The 13,296-nt window shown below is 65.5% G+C and carries 12 protein-coding genes; 6 read left to right on the top strand and 6 right to left on the bottom strand.

Annotation, left to right across the window (positions count from 1 at the left end; translation table 11 throughout):
- The first annotated feature begins 15 nt into the window (after positions 1 to 15).
- A complete protein-coding gene (locus M0209_RS12350) occupies positions 16 to 945 on the top strand; it encodes a right-handed parallel beta-helix repeat-containing protein (RefSeq protein ID WP_258888565.1) in 930 nt (309 codons plus the stop codon).
- Here M0209_RS12350 and M0209_RS12345 read toward each other — a convergent pair.
- Positions 942 to 2,594, bottom strand: a complete 1,653-nt coding sequence (locus M0209_RS12345; RefSeq protein WP_258888564.1) for an alkaline phosphatase family protein — start codon at positions 2,592 to 2,594, stop codon at positions 942 to 944. The genes M0209_RS12350 and M0209_RS12345 overlap by 4 nt on opposite strands.
- A gap of 74 nt (positions 2,595 to 2,668) precedes the next feature.
- Here M0209_RS12345 and M0209_RS12340 point away from each other — a divergent pair, with 74 nt between their 5' ends.
- Positions 2,669 to 4,678 carry a protein-disulfide reductase DsbD gene (locus M0209_RS12340; protein WP_258888563.1) on the top strand — a complete coding sequence of 670 codons (2,010 nt, stop codon included), beginning with the start codon at positions 2,669 to 2,671 and terminating at the stop codon, positions 4,676 to 4,678.
- Here the strand turns inward: M0209_RS12340 and M0209_RS12335 are convergent.
- Positions 4,665 to 6,410 carry an amidohydrolase gene (locus M0209_RS12335; RefSeq protein WP_258888562.1) on the bottom strand — a complete coding sequence of 582 codons (1,746 nt, stop codon included), beginning with the start codon at positions 6,408 to 6,410 and terminating at the stop codon, positions 4,665 to 4,667. The genes M0209_RS12340 and M0209_RS12335 overlap by 14 nt on opposite strands.
- Positions 6,411 to 6,563: 153 nt before the next feature.
- On the opposite strand from M0209_RS12335, the gene M0209_RS12330 reads away from it, so the two are divergent.
- Complete coding sequence (locus M0209_RS12330) at positions 6,564 to 7,628, top strand: sensor histidine kinase (protein ID WP_408988202.1); 1,065 nt, start codon at positions 6,564 to 6,566, stop codon at positions 7,626 to 7,628.
- Positions 7,629 to 7,650: 22 nt separating this feature from the next.
- Here M0209_RS12330 and M0209_RS12325 read toward each other — a convergent pair whose 3' ends face one another.
- Both M0209_RS12325 and M0209_RS12320 read right to left on the bottom strand, forming a co-directional pair.
- A complete protein-coding gene (locus M0209_RS12325) occupies positions 7,651 to 8,085 on the bottom strand; it encodes a response regulator (RefSeq protein WP_258889637.1) in 435 nt (144 codons plus the stop codon).
- An 88-nt stretch (positions 8,086 to 8,173) separates the two neighbouring features.
- Positions 8,174 to 9,052, bottom strand: coding sequence for an NAD(P)-dependent oxidoreductase (locus tag M0209_RS12320; RefSeq protein ID WP_258888561.1), 879 nt, complete (start codon positions 9,050 to 9,052; stop codon positions 8,174 to 8,176).
- Here M0209_RS12320 and M0209_RS12315 point away from each other — a divergent pair.
- The 3 genes from M0209_RS12315 to M0209_RS12305 all read left to right on the top strand — a co-directional run bounded on the left by M0209_RS12315 (position 9,018) and on the right by M0209_RS12305 (position 11,717).
- Positions 9,018 to 9,566: a GxxExxY protein gene (locus tag M0209_RS12315; RefSeq protein WP_258888560.1), complete on the top strand. Its 549-nt coding sequence runs from the start codon at positions 9,018 to 9,020 to the stop codon at positions 9,564 to 9,566. The two genes, M0209_RS12320 and M0209_RS12315, sit on opposite strands and share 35 nt — an antisense overlap.
- Before the next feature lie 47 nt (positions 9,567 to 9,613).
- Positions 9,614 to 10,846, top strand: coding sequence for a threonine ammonia-lyase (locus M0209_RS12310; RefSeq protein WP_258888559.1), 1,233 nt, complete (start codon positions 9,614 to 9,616; stop codon positions 10,844 to 10,846).
- A 73-nt stretch (positions 10,847 to 10,919) separates the two neighbouring features.
- Entirely contained in the window at positions 10,920 to 11,717 is a 798-nt protein-coding gene (locus M0209_RS12305) for an arginyltransferase (RefSeq protein ID WP_258888558.1), read from the top strand.
- Here the strand turns inward: M0209_RS12305 and M0209_RS12300 are convergent.
- Together M0209_RS12300 and M0209_RS12295 are read right to left on the bottom strand one after the other, a co-directional pair.
- Positions 11,714 to 12,472 (bottom strand): peptidase, encoded by a 759-nt coding sequence (locus M0209_RS12300; protein WP_258888557.1) that lies wholly within the window; start codon positions 12,470 to 12,472, stop codon positions 11,714 to 11,716. The two genes, M0209_RS12305 and M0209_RS12300, sit on opposite strands and share 4 nt — an antisense overlap.
- Entirely contained in the window at positions 12,469 to 13,296 is an 828-nt protein-coding gene (locus M0209_RS12295; RefSeq protein WP_258888556.1) for a transglutaminase family protein, read from the bottom strand. Before M0209_RS12295 ends, M0209_RS12300 begins: the two co-directional genes overlap by 4 nt.

The following is a 13,296-nucleotide window of genomic DNA, read 5'->3' as shown; positions in this document are numbered from 1 at the left end:
CTGGTATCGGGCGGCATGGCCCACCGTTTCCGCTCGCTCGCCCTCGTCCTGATCGCCGCGCCCGCGCTTGCCCAATCGGGCGGTAATTTCCGTGTCGAGGAAACCGGACGCAGTTTCTACCGGCTCGACGATGCGGTGAAGTCGCTGGGAGAAGGCAGCGGCACGATCACCGTCGCGCCCGGCCGTTATCCCGACTGCGCGGTGTTCGGCGGCGCGAACATCACCATCCGTGCGGCAGAACCCTCGACCGCGATTTTCGAGGGCGGCGCATGCGACGGCAAGGGGACGCTCGTCTTGCGCGGCCTCAGCGCCACCGTCGACGGGCTGGTGTTCAAGGGCATCCGCGTGCCCGACCGCAATGGCGTCGGCATCCGGCTGGAAAAGGGCGACCTGACCGTCACGCGCTCGACGTTCATCGATTCCGAACAGGGCATCCTGACCAACGACGATCCGCAGAACAATATCCTCGTCGAACGGTCGACGTTTGCCGGCCTTGGCGGATGTCCGGGCGGCATGTGTTCGCATTCGATTTATGTTGGCGGCGCGGGGACGCTGACCGTCGACCGGGTCCGCTTCGAGCGCGGCACCGGCGGGCATTATCTCAAGAGCCGCGCGGCGCGGACGATCGTCACCAATTCCAGCTTCGACGATTCGGCCGGACGCGAGACCAATTATGCCATCGACCTGCCCAATGGCTCGACGGGTCGCATTGCGGGTAATGTCTTCGTCGTCGGCAAGAACAAGGAAAACCACAGCGCGATAATCGCGGTTGCCGCCGAATCGCGTGTGCAGCCATCGGCGGGGCTTGTGGTCGAGGGCAACGATGCCTCGATTGCCCCCGGCGCGGGCTATGGCACGACGTTCGTCGCCGACTGGAGCCGCGAACCGCTCAAGATCGGCGCGAACAAGCTCGGTGCGGGGATCAAGGTAACCGACAGTCGCTAGTTAGCGGGACAGCTGCTCGCCGGACCCGCAATCAGGTCGAGGCAACGGCCGTCGATCTCGGCCTTGGGCACCGTCAGCCCGATCAATGCCGCCAGCGTCGGCAGGATATCGACGGTCTCCACGCTGTTGGGCTGCTCGTACGGCATCAGTCCCTTGCGCCAGAACAGCATCGGCACGCGGCGGTCGTAATCCCAGGGGCTGCCATGGGTGGCGGTATAGGGTCCTCCCGCGACACGCGCGGAAATCGGCGTGATGCGCGGTTTCAGCACGACCACGAGGTCGCCCGACCGACCCTTGTAATAGGACGACCGTGCCCGCTCGATCAGGGTCCATGTTTCGGGCGGTCCGCTGGCGGGGGCCGTGGCCTCGATCTCGGCGGCGGTAAAGACGGCCTGAACCTGGGAACTGGCAAGGAACAGCGCGCGAGAGCGTGCCAGCGCCGGGGCCTTTTTGTCAGCCGGTATCGACGCATCCAGCCAGAAGTCGCCCGCCGATTCCGACCCCATCAGCGCCGGACGGGAAAGTCCCAGTTCGGTCGCGACCAATGTGCCGACACCCTTGGCCGTCAGACTGTCATCGACACGTGCCGCTTCGGGCAGGGCGTTCTGCACATTGCGTTCGACCACATCGTGCCCGCCGTGATCCGCAGTCAGAACAACGGCGTAATCGATCCGCGCCCGGTCCAGCCGCGCGAACAATTTGCCGAGCTGCGCGTCGAGCGCCATCAACTGAAGGCACATCTCGCTGCCCTCGGTGCCATAGACATGACCGACCGTATCGGTCGATGACACGCCGATCGCGATCAGGTCGGTCGCGGCCCCGCGACCGAGTTTCAGGTCATCGATCAGGTCGCCCGCCAGCATCACGGTCGCGGTATCGGCTTCGGGCGAGGCGCGGAACAGGCGCTTGTCGCCTGCCGGTCGCGCAAAGCGCCCTTCGCCGACCGATTTGGTCGCGTTGATCGCGATGGTGCGGCTGTGTGCGGCGCAGAGCGGCGAAAGCGGCATCGGTCGCATGGGTCGGGCCAGCGCGGCATCGATGGCGGCATTCGCCCTTGCAACGGCGGCGGGAGGTGGCGAGAGGTGATCCGACAGCGTCTCGAACCGGGCATAATCGCGCGGGTTCAGAAACCAGATCTGGTCGGTCCGGTGCCCGCCCATCATGATCGCGGCGCGATCCTTGCCCGCGACAGCCACGACGCGCGAAGCCGGATTGATCGCCTTCATCCGGTCGCCGAGCGTCGGCACCATCAACGTCACGGGAGAGGGGACGTAATCCTTCGAACTGCTCGATCTGCCCTTGGACACATCCTCCGCACAGTAAACATTGCTATCGGGGCGGCTGGTAATGGTCTGATCCACCCAGCCGTTTGCGACGATCCCGGTGCGCGACGGATGCGAACCGGTCAGGATCGTCGAATGGCCTGGGCACGTCTCGGTCGCGGCATGGCTCTGATATCCGCTCGGGAAAACGACGCCGCCGGACAAACGCTTCAGGCCGCCGGTGAAATGCCCGCGGTATTCGGCAAACAGGTCGGCAGAAAATTGATCGACAGAGATCGCGACGATCAGCTTGGGCGGCGGTGGCGATTGCGCGAGCAAGCCGACGGGAAGAGCCGCAAGCGCAAGAACCACAAGGCGTCGGATCATCGGTAAGTGCCTTTCACCGTATCGAAATCATCGCGCCGACCGTATGGAGGTGCCGCGAGGGAGACAAGCGCGACATGACGGCACGGCGTTTCAGTCTGGTGACATTGGTATTGGCGGTGACCGCGCTGTTCGGCGTGGTGCCGTTGCGCGCCGAGCCGAACCACATCGTCGCGACGCTGGTCGCCGAGAGCGCAACGCCCGCGCCTGGCAAAACGGTCATGCTCGCGGTCGCGATGCAGCCCGAACCCGGCTGGCACGGCTATTGGTCGAATCCGGGCGAAGCGGGATTCGAGCCGCGCTTCGACTGGAACCTGCCTAAGGGCGCGACGACCGGGTCGGTGTCGTTCCCGGTGCCGCAGCCGCTCGTGGTCGGCGGGCTGATGAATTATGTTTTTGAGGGGCCGCACGCGCTGCTTGTGCCGCTGACGTTGCCGGAGGGGCTGGCGGCGGGGACTAAATTGCCTGTTGCGCTCAAGCTCGACTATCTTGCCTGCACCGACCAGATCTGCGTGCCGCAGCGGGCGGAGCTTTCGACCGTCTTGACTGTCGGCGATGGGACACCCGATGCGCGCGTGCGGTTCGATGGCTGGCGGACGAAGTTGCCGACGCCGCTCGGCGCGACCGTGCGGTTCGAACGCGCGGGAAAGCTGTTGCGGTTCGCCATTCCGTTTCCGGCGGGTGCGGCGCTCGTCGAACCGCACTTCTTTCCAGCGGCAAATGGCCTGATCGTCGATGCCGCGCCACAAAAATTCGGGCGCGACGGGGATTTGCTGGTCGCCGAACTGGCCACGACCGGTGACGAATCGAAGCCGGTGTCGGGCGTCCTGTCGACCGGTGAGGGGCGCGGACTGACGATCGCAGCGTCGCCGGGAACGGTGCCCCCCTTACCGGCGTCCGAAACCGGCTGGTCGGCGATTCTGCTCGCGCTCGGCGGGGCGGTGCTCGGTGGCCTGATCCTCAACATCATGCCCTGCGTCTTCCCGATCCTGAGCTTGAAGGCGTTGAGCCTTGCCAAGGCGGGCGGGGACGAACGATCGGCGCGGCGTGATGCCTTGGGCTACACGTTGGGGGCGGTGCTGGTGTGCGTCGCGCTCGGCGGGGCGATCCTTGCGCTGCGGGCCGCCGGGTCGAGTGTCGGCTGGGCCTTTCAGCTTCAGGATCCGCGCGTCATCGTCGCGCTGCTGGTGCTCGTCACCGCCATTGCGCTCAACTTTGCCGGTCTGTTCGAGCTGCCGACGGTCGGCGGTGGCCTTGCGAGCACCAACAGTGTCGCAACCGGCGCGCTGGCAGCATTCATCGCGACGCCGTGCACCGGGCCGTTTATGGGCGCGGCGCTGGGGGCGGCGCTGGTGCTGCCGACGGCGGCGGCGCTTGCGGTGTTCGCGGGGCTGGGATTGGGCCTTGCGCTGCCGTTCCTGCTGCTCGGCTTCATCCCCGCGCTGCGGCGCGCCCTGCCGAAACCCGGCGCGTGGATGGCGACGATGCGGCGCATTTTGAGCGTGCCGATGTTCCTGACCGCGCTCGGGCTGGTCTGGCTGCTCGGTCGGCAGGCGGGGAGCGACGCCGTGACGGTCGGTCTGCTCGGGGCGCTGGCAGCGGCGCTCGCGTTCTGGTGGGCCGGATTGCGGCAAGCGAAAGGAAAGGGTGGCCTTGCCTTTGCCGCACTCGCGGCGGTGGTCGCGTCCGGCCTGGCCATTGCCTGGCTCCCGGCGGCGACGCCTGCCGGGGCCGCTGCACCGACTGCACTCAACGCCGAACCGTTCAGCGAAACCCGGCTCGCCGCCCTGCGCGCCAAGGGGCGCCCGGTGTTCGTCTATTTCACCGCCGACTGGTGCCTGACCTGCAAGGTCAACGAGCGGGTCGCAATCGAACAACCTTCGGTCGAGGCCGCTTTCAAGACGAGCAATGTCGCGGTTCTCGTCGGCGACTGGACCCGCAGCGATCCGGCCATCGGACGGTTCCTCGAAGCGCAGGGCCGCTCAGGCGTGCCGCTCTACCTGTTCTACCCCAAGGGCGGGGAAGCACAGACCCTGCCGCAGGTGCTGACACCCGGGACACTCACGGCGCTCGTTACTTCGCCTTGAACGCGCGCTTCCCGCCGATCCAGGTCTCGCTGACTTTGGTCGCGCGCAGTTGGGCGGGGGTCGACAGCAGCGGATCGACATCGACCAGCACGAAATCGGCGCGATAGCCAGGCGCGAGACGTCCGATGCGGTCCTCGGCCTGCCCCGCAAACGCTGCCCCTGTCGTGAACGCCGCGAGCGCGGCTTCGCGCGAAATGCGTTCCTGTGGCTGCCACCCCCCGAACGGCTGGCCATCGGCCCCCTCGCGGGTGATCGCGGCAGCAAGGCCGGGGAAGGGGTTGGCGCTTTCGACCGGCACGTCGGACCCGAAGGCGAGCACGCTGCCGTTCTTCAGCATCGACGCCCAGGCATAAGCCCCCGCCAGTCGCGGCGGATCGAGCCGCGCCTCGGCCATTTTGCGGTCGCTGGTCTGATGGACCGGCTGCATCGAGGCGATAATCCCGTTCTTGCCGAACCGCGGCAGGTCTGCCGGATCGACGATCTGGGCATGTTCGATCCGCCAGCGGCGGTCGCCCTTGTAGGTCTGGACCAGCTCCTCGATCGCGCCGAGCACCTGCGCGTTCGCAGCATCGCCGATGGCATGCGTCGCGACCTGCAGATTGTTCATCGCCGCGCGGCTCATGATGTTGCGCATCTTGGTATCGTCGAGGAAGCACAGCCCCGTCTGTCCCGGTGCATCGGCATAAGGTTTTTTGAGACATGCCCCGCGCGAACCGAGCGCGCCATCGGCGTACATCTTGATGCCGACCATCCGCAGCCGGTCGTCGTAGAGCCACGGCGTCGGCCCCGACCCCGCCACCGACAGCGCAGTGTCGATGCTGTTGGCATAGGAAATGATGCGGACGCGCAGCGCCCCCTTGTCGCCCGCGCGGCGCATCGCGTTCCAGTCGTCGGGACTGGTGCCCATATCGGCAATCGCGGTGATGCCGAGCGAGAGCAGCACATCCTGCGCGCTCGCCAGCGCCAGTTCGCGTTCGGCGGGCAGCGGCTGCGGCACCGCCTTTTCGACCAGCGCGGAAGCCGCATCGACGAGCACGCCTGTGGGCGCGCCGCTCGCGAGCTTCTCGATACGCCCACCCGGCGGCGACACGCTCTTGGCGGTCACCCCTGCTGCGGCAAGCGCCGCCGAATTCGCCCAGACAGCATGCCCGTCGACGCGTTCGAGCAACACGGGTTTGTCGGCGACCACCGCGTCGAGATCGGCGGCAGTCGGAAAGCGTCCAAGGCCCCAGACTTCCTGATTCCAGCCGCGCCCGATGATCCAGCGACGTTCGGGATGCGCCTTGGCATAGTCGGCGACCTTCGCCTGCGCCTCCGCCAGTGTCTTCGTCTCGCTCAGGTCGAGCGTCAGCGCGGCGATGCCCAGTCCCATGACATGGCCATGCGCGTCGAACAGGCCGGGCAGGAGCGTGCGGTTCTTGCCGTCGAGCCGCCAGTCGGCGCGCCAGTTCTTGTCGGTCGAGGGCTTTTCCCCCTGCCGGATCAGTCGTCCGACCTTGCCGTCCGCCGTGACGGTCAGGCCGGTGAAGCGGACTACCTGACCTTTATCGTCCAAAGTGATGCCATTGACGTTGTCGACCAGTCCGTCGGCGACGGCGGGGGTGCCAAGCGCAAGCAAAATAGCCGCAGTGATTGCGCGCGTAATTTGACTAACTTTGCCTATATCGAACCCCAGATGGCGGTCGGGATTGCGGGCAGCAGCGAAAAGCGGGGTGGGGGTGTTACGCGTCATGCATCGACGATGACAGATCGCGGACGTGTAGGACAGAGGCAACGGAACGCATGTCGGGGACCAAGCGTTGCCGTAATGATCCGCCCCGGAAAGACCTTGTATTTAATGCCGAGTACTACGACCTCCAACGCCGAGCGAGGCGCAGAAATTCCCATGAGTTCCCCAGTTGCAGACCCGCCGCTTTTATCGGGACTTGCCCCCGAGGGCAGCGATGACGGGATGTCGGACGCCCTGCGCGAGAGCAATGCGCGGTTCGCGATCCTGACCGACGCAATGCCGCAGATGGTGTGGTCGACGTTGCCTGACGGGTTCCACGATTATTACAACGCGCGCTGGTACGAATTCACCGGCGTCCCCGTCGGATCGACCGATGGCGAAGGCTGGAACGGCATGTTCCACCCCGAAGACCAGGACCGCGCATGGGGTCGCTGGCGGCACAGTCTGGCAACCGGCGAGCCGTATGAGATCGAATACCGCTTGCGCCACCACAGCGGTGCCTATCGCTGGACCTTGGGCCGTGCGCTGCCTGTGCGCGACGATGCGGGGCAGATCACGCGCTGGATCGGCACCTGCACCGATATCGACGACCAGAAGCGGGCGAACGAGCAGAATGAGATACTGAGCCGCGAGCTGAGCCACCGGATCAAGAACATCTTCGCGGTGATCGGCGGGCTTATTGCCTTGTCGGCGCGGCGCAATCCGCAAGCCAAATCCTTTGCCGACGAGCTACGCGGTCGCATTACGGCGCTGGGGCGCGCGCATGAATTCGTGCGGCCGCACAGCGACGAGTCGCAGCCCATCGTCGGTATTGTGACGCTCAAGACGATGCTGGGCGACTTGATGAGCGCCTATCCCGCCCGCGACGAGGGGCGGTTGCAGATCGAGGGCGACGACATCGGTCTCGACGATCGCGGGGCGACGCCCATCGCGCTTGTCTTCCACGAACTGGCGACCAACGCCGCCAAATACGGCGCGCTGTCGGTTGCCGGGGGCCATGTCGCCATCGAAACGCGTCGTGTCGGCGACAGCATCCTGATCAGCTGGACCGAAAGCGGGGGACCGCAGGTTGCAGGCCCGCCCCAGAGGCAGGGCTTCGGTACGCGCCTGACCGATATGAGTGTGGTGCAACAGCTCGGCGGGTCGCTGGAACGCGAATGGCTACCAGGCGGCTTGCGCGTGAACATCGGCGTCAAGGCAGAACGATTGGTCCGAGGTTGAAAAAGCCGCCAGCAGGACCAGGCTAGGCGGCTCGGCGAAACAGCCTCAGGCCTTGCGGGGGACGAACCGTGCGGTCCCCCGCCTTCACGCGCAAGGCGTAATCGACCGCTGCCTTGACCGACGCTTCGTCGGTCGGCTTGGTGAGGACGCCGATAGCGCCCGCTATGCCCTCGCCCAGGATGCGCGGATTTGCCGTCACGAAGAGCACGGCGACATTGCCGAGTTCGCACAACCGCATGCCGATTTCGGGACCGGTCAGGCCGTCGCGCAGGTTGAGATCGACGAGCGCCAGATCGATAGGTTGTGCCGCCAGCTCCATGGCGGTGTCGAGGTCGGGCGCAATGCCCACCACCTGGTGGCCAAGGTCGCCGAGCACAGCTTCGACTTCGCAGGCAACCAGCATCTCGTCTTCGACAATTAAGACCTTGGCGTTCATCTCACTGGCCGTTTGTGACAGGGTTGTCAGTCCAGAACGGCGATGAGGCGAAGCGGTTCCACGATAGATCGTCGACCGTAACGATTATTCACAAATAACCGGCAGGGTGTCAGTCCTGTTTGAGCCGCCGCACCAGCGCGCTCGTATCCTGTCGCCCCCCGCCGATGCCCTGCACTTCGGCGTAGAACTGGTCGACGAGCGCCGCCACCGGCAAGGTCGCGCCGTTCGCGCGGGCCTCGTCGAACGCGAGGCCCAGATCCTTTCGCATCCAGTCGACGGCAAAGCCGAAATCGAATTCGTCGCGGACCATCGTCGCCCAGCGGTTGGTCATCTGCCAGCTCCCTGCCGCGCCGCCCGAAATGCTCTCGTACACGCGGTCGAGGTCGAGGCCGGCGGCCTGGGCAAAGCGAAGCGCTTCGCTCAACGACTGGATGGTGCCCGCAAAGGCGACCTGGTTGCACATCTTGGTGGTCTGGCCCGCCCCCGGCGCACCGACATGCACGATGCGGCTCGAATAGGCCTGCATGAAGGGGGTGGCCGCTGCGATCCCCTTTTCGGTGGCACCGCACATCAGGGTCAGCGTGCCGTTTTGCGCGCCGACCTGTCCGCCGGTCACCGGCGCATCGACGCTGTGCAGGCCCATGCCCTTGGCCTCGACCGCGAGCTGGCGCGCGATCTTGGCCGAGACGGTGGTGTGGTCGATGAACACGCAGCCCTTGGCCATGGCGCGAAACGCCCCGTCGCGGCCCAACGTCACCGACGCGAGGTCGTCATCATTGCCGACACAGGCGAGCACCGCCTCGACGTCTTTTGCTGCCTCCGCCGGACTATCGACGGCGTTAGCGCGACCCCGCCCGTGTTCGGCGACCCAGGCATCGGCCTTGCTACGTGTACGGTTATAGACGGTAAGGTCGTGCCCTGCAGCCGCCAAGTGCTTGGCCATCTGCCCGCCCATGACGCCCAGCCCGATGAATGCGAGTTTTGCCATGGTCACGGGGCATAGCGGGCGTTTGCGGGGTGCGCCAGATGACGTTAGGGGCGCGAGCCAAGGGAAGAAGTGTGTTTCACGCGAAGACGCAAAGAGAGAAAAAGACGCAAAGGCTGTGCACGATATCGAAAAACTCATCTCGGTTACGATAGACTGCGGCTTTCGCATCCATAAGCGGCTGGGTCCGGGCTTGTTCGAGACAGTTTATGAGGCGCTGTTGTACGAGGCCTTGGTCCGCGAGGGGTTGAGCGTCGAGCGACAAAAGGTCATCGATATCGTCGTTGACGGCCTGACAATTCCGAATGCGTTTCGCGCCGACCTGTTCGTTGAAAACACGTTGCTGATTGAGGTCAAGGCGGTGGAACAGGCTTTGCCTGTTCATAAGAAACAGGTGTTGACCTATCTGCGGGTGCTGGACCTTCCGCTGGGGCTGATCACAAATTTCGGCGAAGCCATGTTCAAGACGGGAATCCACCGAGTGTTTAATCCCCTTTGCGTCTTCCCTTCTTCTTAGCGTCTTTGCGTGAAACAACCTTCTTCCCACTCGTCAGGTACAACAGAATGACTAACGCTACGACCTCGCCTCCCGTCACTCTCGAAGACGTCCGCGCCGCTGCCGCGCGGATTGCGGGGAAGGTCGTGCGGACGCCGACGCTCAAGAGCATTACCCTGTCGAAAATGACCGGGGCCGAGGTCTGGCTGAAGTTCGAGAATCTGCAGTTTACGGCCGCGTACAAGGAACGCGGGGCGCTCAACAAATTGCTGCTGATGGGCGACAATGCGCTGAAGAACGGCGTGATCGCGGCATCCGCAGGCAATCACGCGCAAGGACTCGCCTATCATGGCGCACGGCTGGGGGTGCCCGTCACGATCGTGATGCCGCGCACGACGCCGACGATCAAGGTGACGCAAACGCAAGGGCACGGCGCAACCGTGGTGCTGGAAGGCGAGACGTTCGACGCCGCCTATGCCCATGCCCGCACGCTGGAGACCGAACGCGGACTGACCTTCGTTCACCCGTTCGACGATGCCGAAATCATTGCGGGGCAGGGGACGATCGCCCTCGAAATGCTGGCGGATGCGCCCGACATCGACTGCCTTGCCATTCCCATCGGCGGCGGCGGGTTGCTGTCAGGCGTGGGCACGGCGGCCAAGGCACTGAAACCCGGACTCGAAGTGATCGGCGTGCAGGCCGAACTCTATCCGTCGATGTACTCGCTCCTTAACGGTCTCGACATGCCCGCCGAGGGCGACACTTTGGCCGAAGGGATCGCGGTCAAGTCGCCGGGACTACTGACCCGCGAGATCGTGCGCGCGGTTGCCGACGACATCGTGCTGGTCGCCGAACGGCATCTGGAAAAGTCGGTCGCGCTGCTGCTCGAAATCGAAAAGACGGTGGTCGAGGGGGCAGGCGCTGCGGGCCTGGCCGCGCTGCTCGCGCATCCGGAAAAGTTCGCGGGCAAGACCGTCGGTATTGTCTTGTGCGGCGGTAACATCGACACGCGGCTGCTGGCGAACGTCCTGCTGCGCGACCTCGCGCGTTCTGGGCGGCTGGCGCGTCTCCGCATCCGGTTGCAGGATCGACCGGGCGCGCTGTTCCATGTCGCGCGCATTTTCGACGAGCAATCGGTCAACATCCTCGAATTGGCGCACCAGCGCATCTTCACCAACTTGCCGGCGAAGGGGCTGAGCCTCGACGTCGAATGCGAAACGCGCGACCGTGATCACCTCGACCGGCTGGTCGCAGCACTGGTCGCGGCCGGTTACGAGGTGACGCTGATCGAGCTGGGGTGACGCGCGCGGCGTTAACCCACTTTGATGGTAAATCAGCTTTTAATGCGCGCCCGCGCGTCGCATAACCCCGCCTGTGACCGCGCCGTTCCGCTTTCCCCGTTTCTTTGTGACGACCCCGTCGCCGTGCCCGTACCTACCGGGGCGGACCGAGCGGAAGGTCTTCACCGAGCTGGTCGGCCCCGATGCGGTCGAGTTGAACGAGGCGCTGGCGCAAATCGGATTTCGCCGTAGCCAGGGGGTCGCGTACCGCCCCTCGTGTCTCGATTGCGGCGCGTGCGTTTCGGTGCGCGTCCTGACCCAGGAATTCGAGCCGAGTGCCACGCAGCGCAAGCTGATGAAGCGGCACGCCGATCTGGAAGTCACTGCCTGCCGCCCCTGGTCGACGCAGGAGCAATACGATCTGATGCGCCGCTACCTCGACTCGCGCCACGCGGGCGGCGGGATGGCGGGGATGGACGAACTCGACTTCGCCGACATGGTCGAGCATTCCGCGGTCGATACGCAGATCATCGAATATCGCGAGCCTTCGGCCGGCGACCGCCCGGGCAAGTTGGTCGGCGCGTGCATCACCGATCGCTCGGGCGACGGCGTTTCGATGATCTACAGTTTCTTTGCGCCCGAAGAGGAGGGGCGCGCGGGACTCGGCACCTTCATCATCCTCGACCATATCGAGCGCGCGGCGATGGCGGGCCTCAGCTATGTCTATATGGGCTATTGGGTCGCGGGATCGAAGCGCATGGAATATAAGGCGCGCTTCCAGCCGATGGAGCGGCTCGGACCCGCAGGCTGGCGGCGGATGACCGAAGCCGATGTCGCGCAGTCGCTGAAGGCCGAAGGCCTGCCGGGCGCTCCGGACGGGCGGAAATTCTAGGCGCTCATAAACGGCGGGTCGGCGATTGCCATGCGGCTTTCGGTCATCATCCTGCCCCAGTCGGCGGACAGCCGGTTGAAATAGGGGTCGTCCTCCGACAGGCGCAGGCGGATTTGCGCGCGTGCGGGATCGGCCGGGACAACCGCCAGGTCGAGCGGGCGACCGACCGACAGGTTCGACCGCATCGTCGAATCGAAACTGATCAGCGCGACCTTGACCGCCTCGTCGAGCGACGTGTCATAGGTCAGCGCGCGGTCGAGGATCGGCTTGCCGTACTTCAGCTCCCCGATCTGGAGGAAGGGCGCGTCGGGCGCGCATTCGATGAAATTGCCCTCGGCATAGATCTGGAACAGCATCAGGTCGCTCCCCGAGTCATTGGCGCCGATGCGGCCGCCGACCAGTACCGACGCACTGGCGTTGATCTTGCTGCCTTCGAGCGTCGCGCCGATGGCGCGCTTGGCGGTCGACAGCGCCTCGCCGACCAGCTGGGCGACGCGGAACATCGTCGGTTGCGCGGCAATGGTGCGGGGGACGCCGCTTTCGTCGAGGCAGGGTAGTCCTTCTTCGAGCAGCGACAGCATCGACTGGGTGACCGACAGGCTGCCCGCCGTGCAGGCAAAGATCGTGCGCTCGTCGGTGTCGGCGAGCACATGCAGCTTTTTATAGATCGAGATATTGTCGATGCCTGCATTGGTGCGCGTGTCGGCGACCAGCACCAGTCCGTCGCGAACGAGCATGCCGACGCAATAGGTCATTGCTGCTGGCTTCCTCGCTCTTGGCCCGCAGCATCGACGCGGATATCGACATCGAGCTCCTCGATCCCGCCGCCGGTCCGCGTCCCCGAAACCGGCGTACAGTCGTAAGCGTCGAGGCCGACCGCGACGCGGACATAGCTTTCGTCGGGCGAGGTGCCCGAACTCGGGTCGAGCCCGACCCAGCCGAGCCGGTCGATGTTGATCTCTGCCCAGTAGTGCGCCGATCGCCGCAGGCCGCGATTGGGGCCGTGGAGGCTGTGGCCCGAGACGATCCGCGAAGGACAGCCGCTGGCGCGCGCGACCGCGACGAGCAGATGCGCCGCGTCGCGGGTGGTGCCGTGCCCGCTGTCGAGGATTTCGCCGGGGGTGCGCCCGACGGGGCCGCGTCCTGCCTCGATCCGGATCGCGCCGCCGACGGCGGTGTTGAGGGCGTGGATGCGCTCGAGCCAGTCGCTGCCGCGCATCATCCGGGCGAAATCGCGGGTGGTGTCGCAAACCTCGGTCGAAGGGGTCGTCCGGGTGAAGTACAGCGGCGGCAGCGGCTCGTGCGCGCCGCTAACGACGCCGGCCTGATCCTCGGTCAGCACTTCGCCGCGCACGGTCAGCTCGAGGCGCTCGATGGGGCCGTCGATATAGAGCATCGTCGTGGGGTTGCCGTAGCCGTCGAGGCCGGTCCTGAGGCGTGCATCGCAGTCGACGTCGATCCGCCAGTCGATGACGGTCTGCGCGGCATAATCGCTGGGCGTCACGCGCAAGAGCTGCACGACGCGCGCCTGTGGGACGCTGAAGCGGTAGCGGGTGTGATGGTCGATGCTCAGCCGCAT

The sequence above is a fragment of the Sphingomonas sp. SUN039 genome, from assembly GCF_024758725.1.
Taxonomy (GTDB): Bacteria; Pseudomonadota; Alphaproteobacteria; order Sphingomonadales; family Sphingomonadaceae; genus Sphingomonas_O.
The sequence above is the reverse complement of the archived record's forward strand: the minus strand, read 5'-3'. Positions and strand labels throughout refer to the sequence as shown.

Bases quoted from the DNA above. Each gene is read 5' to 3' on its own strand.
- M0209_RS12350 (WP_258888565.1), top strand. From the start codon at position 16: ATGGCCCACCGTTTCCGCTCGCTCGCCCTCGTCCTGATCGCCGCGCCC.
- M0209_RS12345 (WP_258888564.1), bottom strand. From the start codon at position 2,594: ATGATCCGACGCCTTGTGGTTCTTGCGCTTGCGGCTCTTCCCGTCGGC.
- M0209_RS12340 (WP_258888563.1), top strand. From the start codon at position 2,669: ATGACGGCACGGCGTTTCAGTCTGGTGACATTGGTATTGGCGGTGACC.
- M0209_RS12335 (WP_258888562.1), bottom strand. From the start codon at position 6,410: ATGACGCGTAACACCCCCACCCCGCTTTTCGCTGCTGCCCGCAATCCC.
- M0209_RS12330 (WP_408988202.1), top strand. From the start codon at position 6,564: ATGAGTTCCCCAGTTGCAGACCCGCCGCTTTTATCGGGACTTGCCCCC.
- M0209_RS12315 (WP_258888560.1), top strand. From the start codon at position 9,018: ATGACGCCCAGCCCGATGAATGCGAGTTTTGCCATGGTCACGGGGCAT.
- M0209_RS12320 (WP_258888561.1), bottom strand. From the start codon at position 9,052: ATGGCAAAACTCGCATTCATCGGGCTGGGCGTCATGGGCGGGCAGATG.
- M0209_RS12310 (WP_258888559.1), top strand. From the start codon at position 9,614: ATGACTAACGCTACGACCTCGCCTCCCGTCACTCTCGAAGACGTCCGC.
- M0209_RS12300 (WP_258888557.1), bottom strand. From the start codon at position 12,472: ATGACCTATTGCGTCGGCATGCTCGTTCGCGACGGACTGGTGCTGGTC.
- M0209_RS12295 (WP_258888556.1), bottom strand. From the start codon at position 13,296: ATGCGGCTGAGCATCGACCATCACACCCGCTACCGCTTCAGCGTCCCA.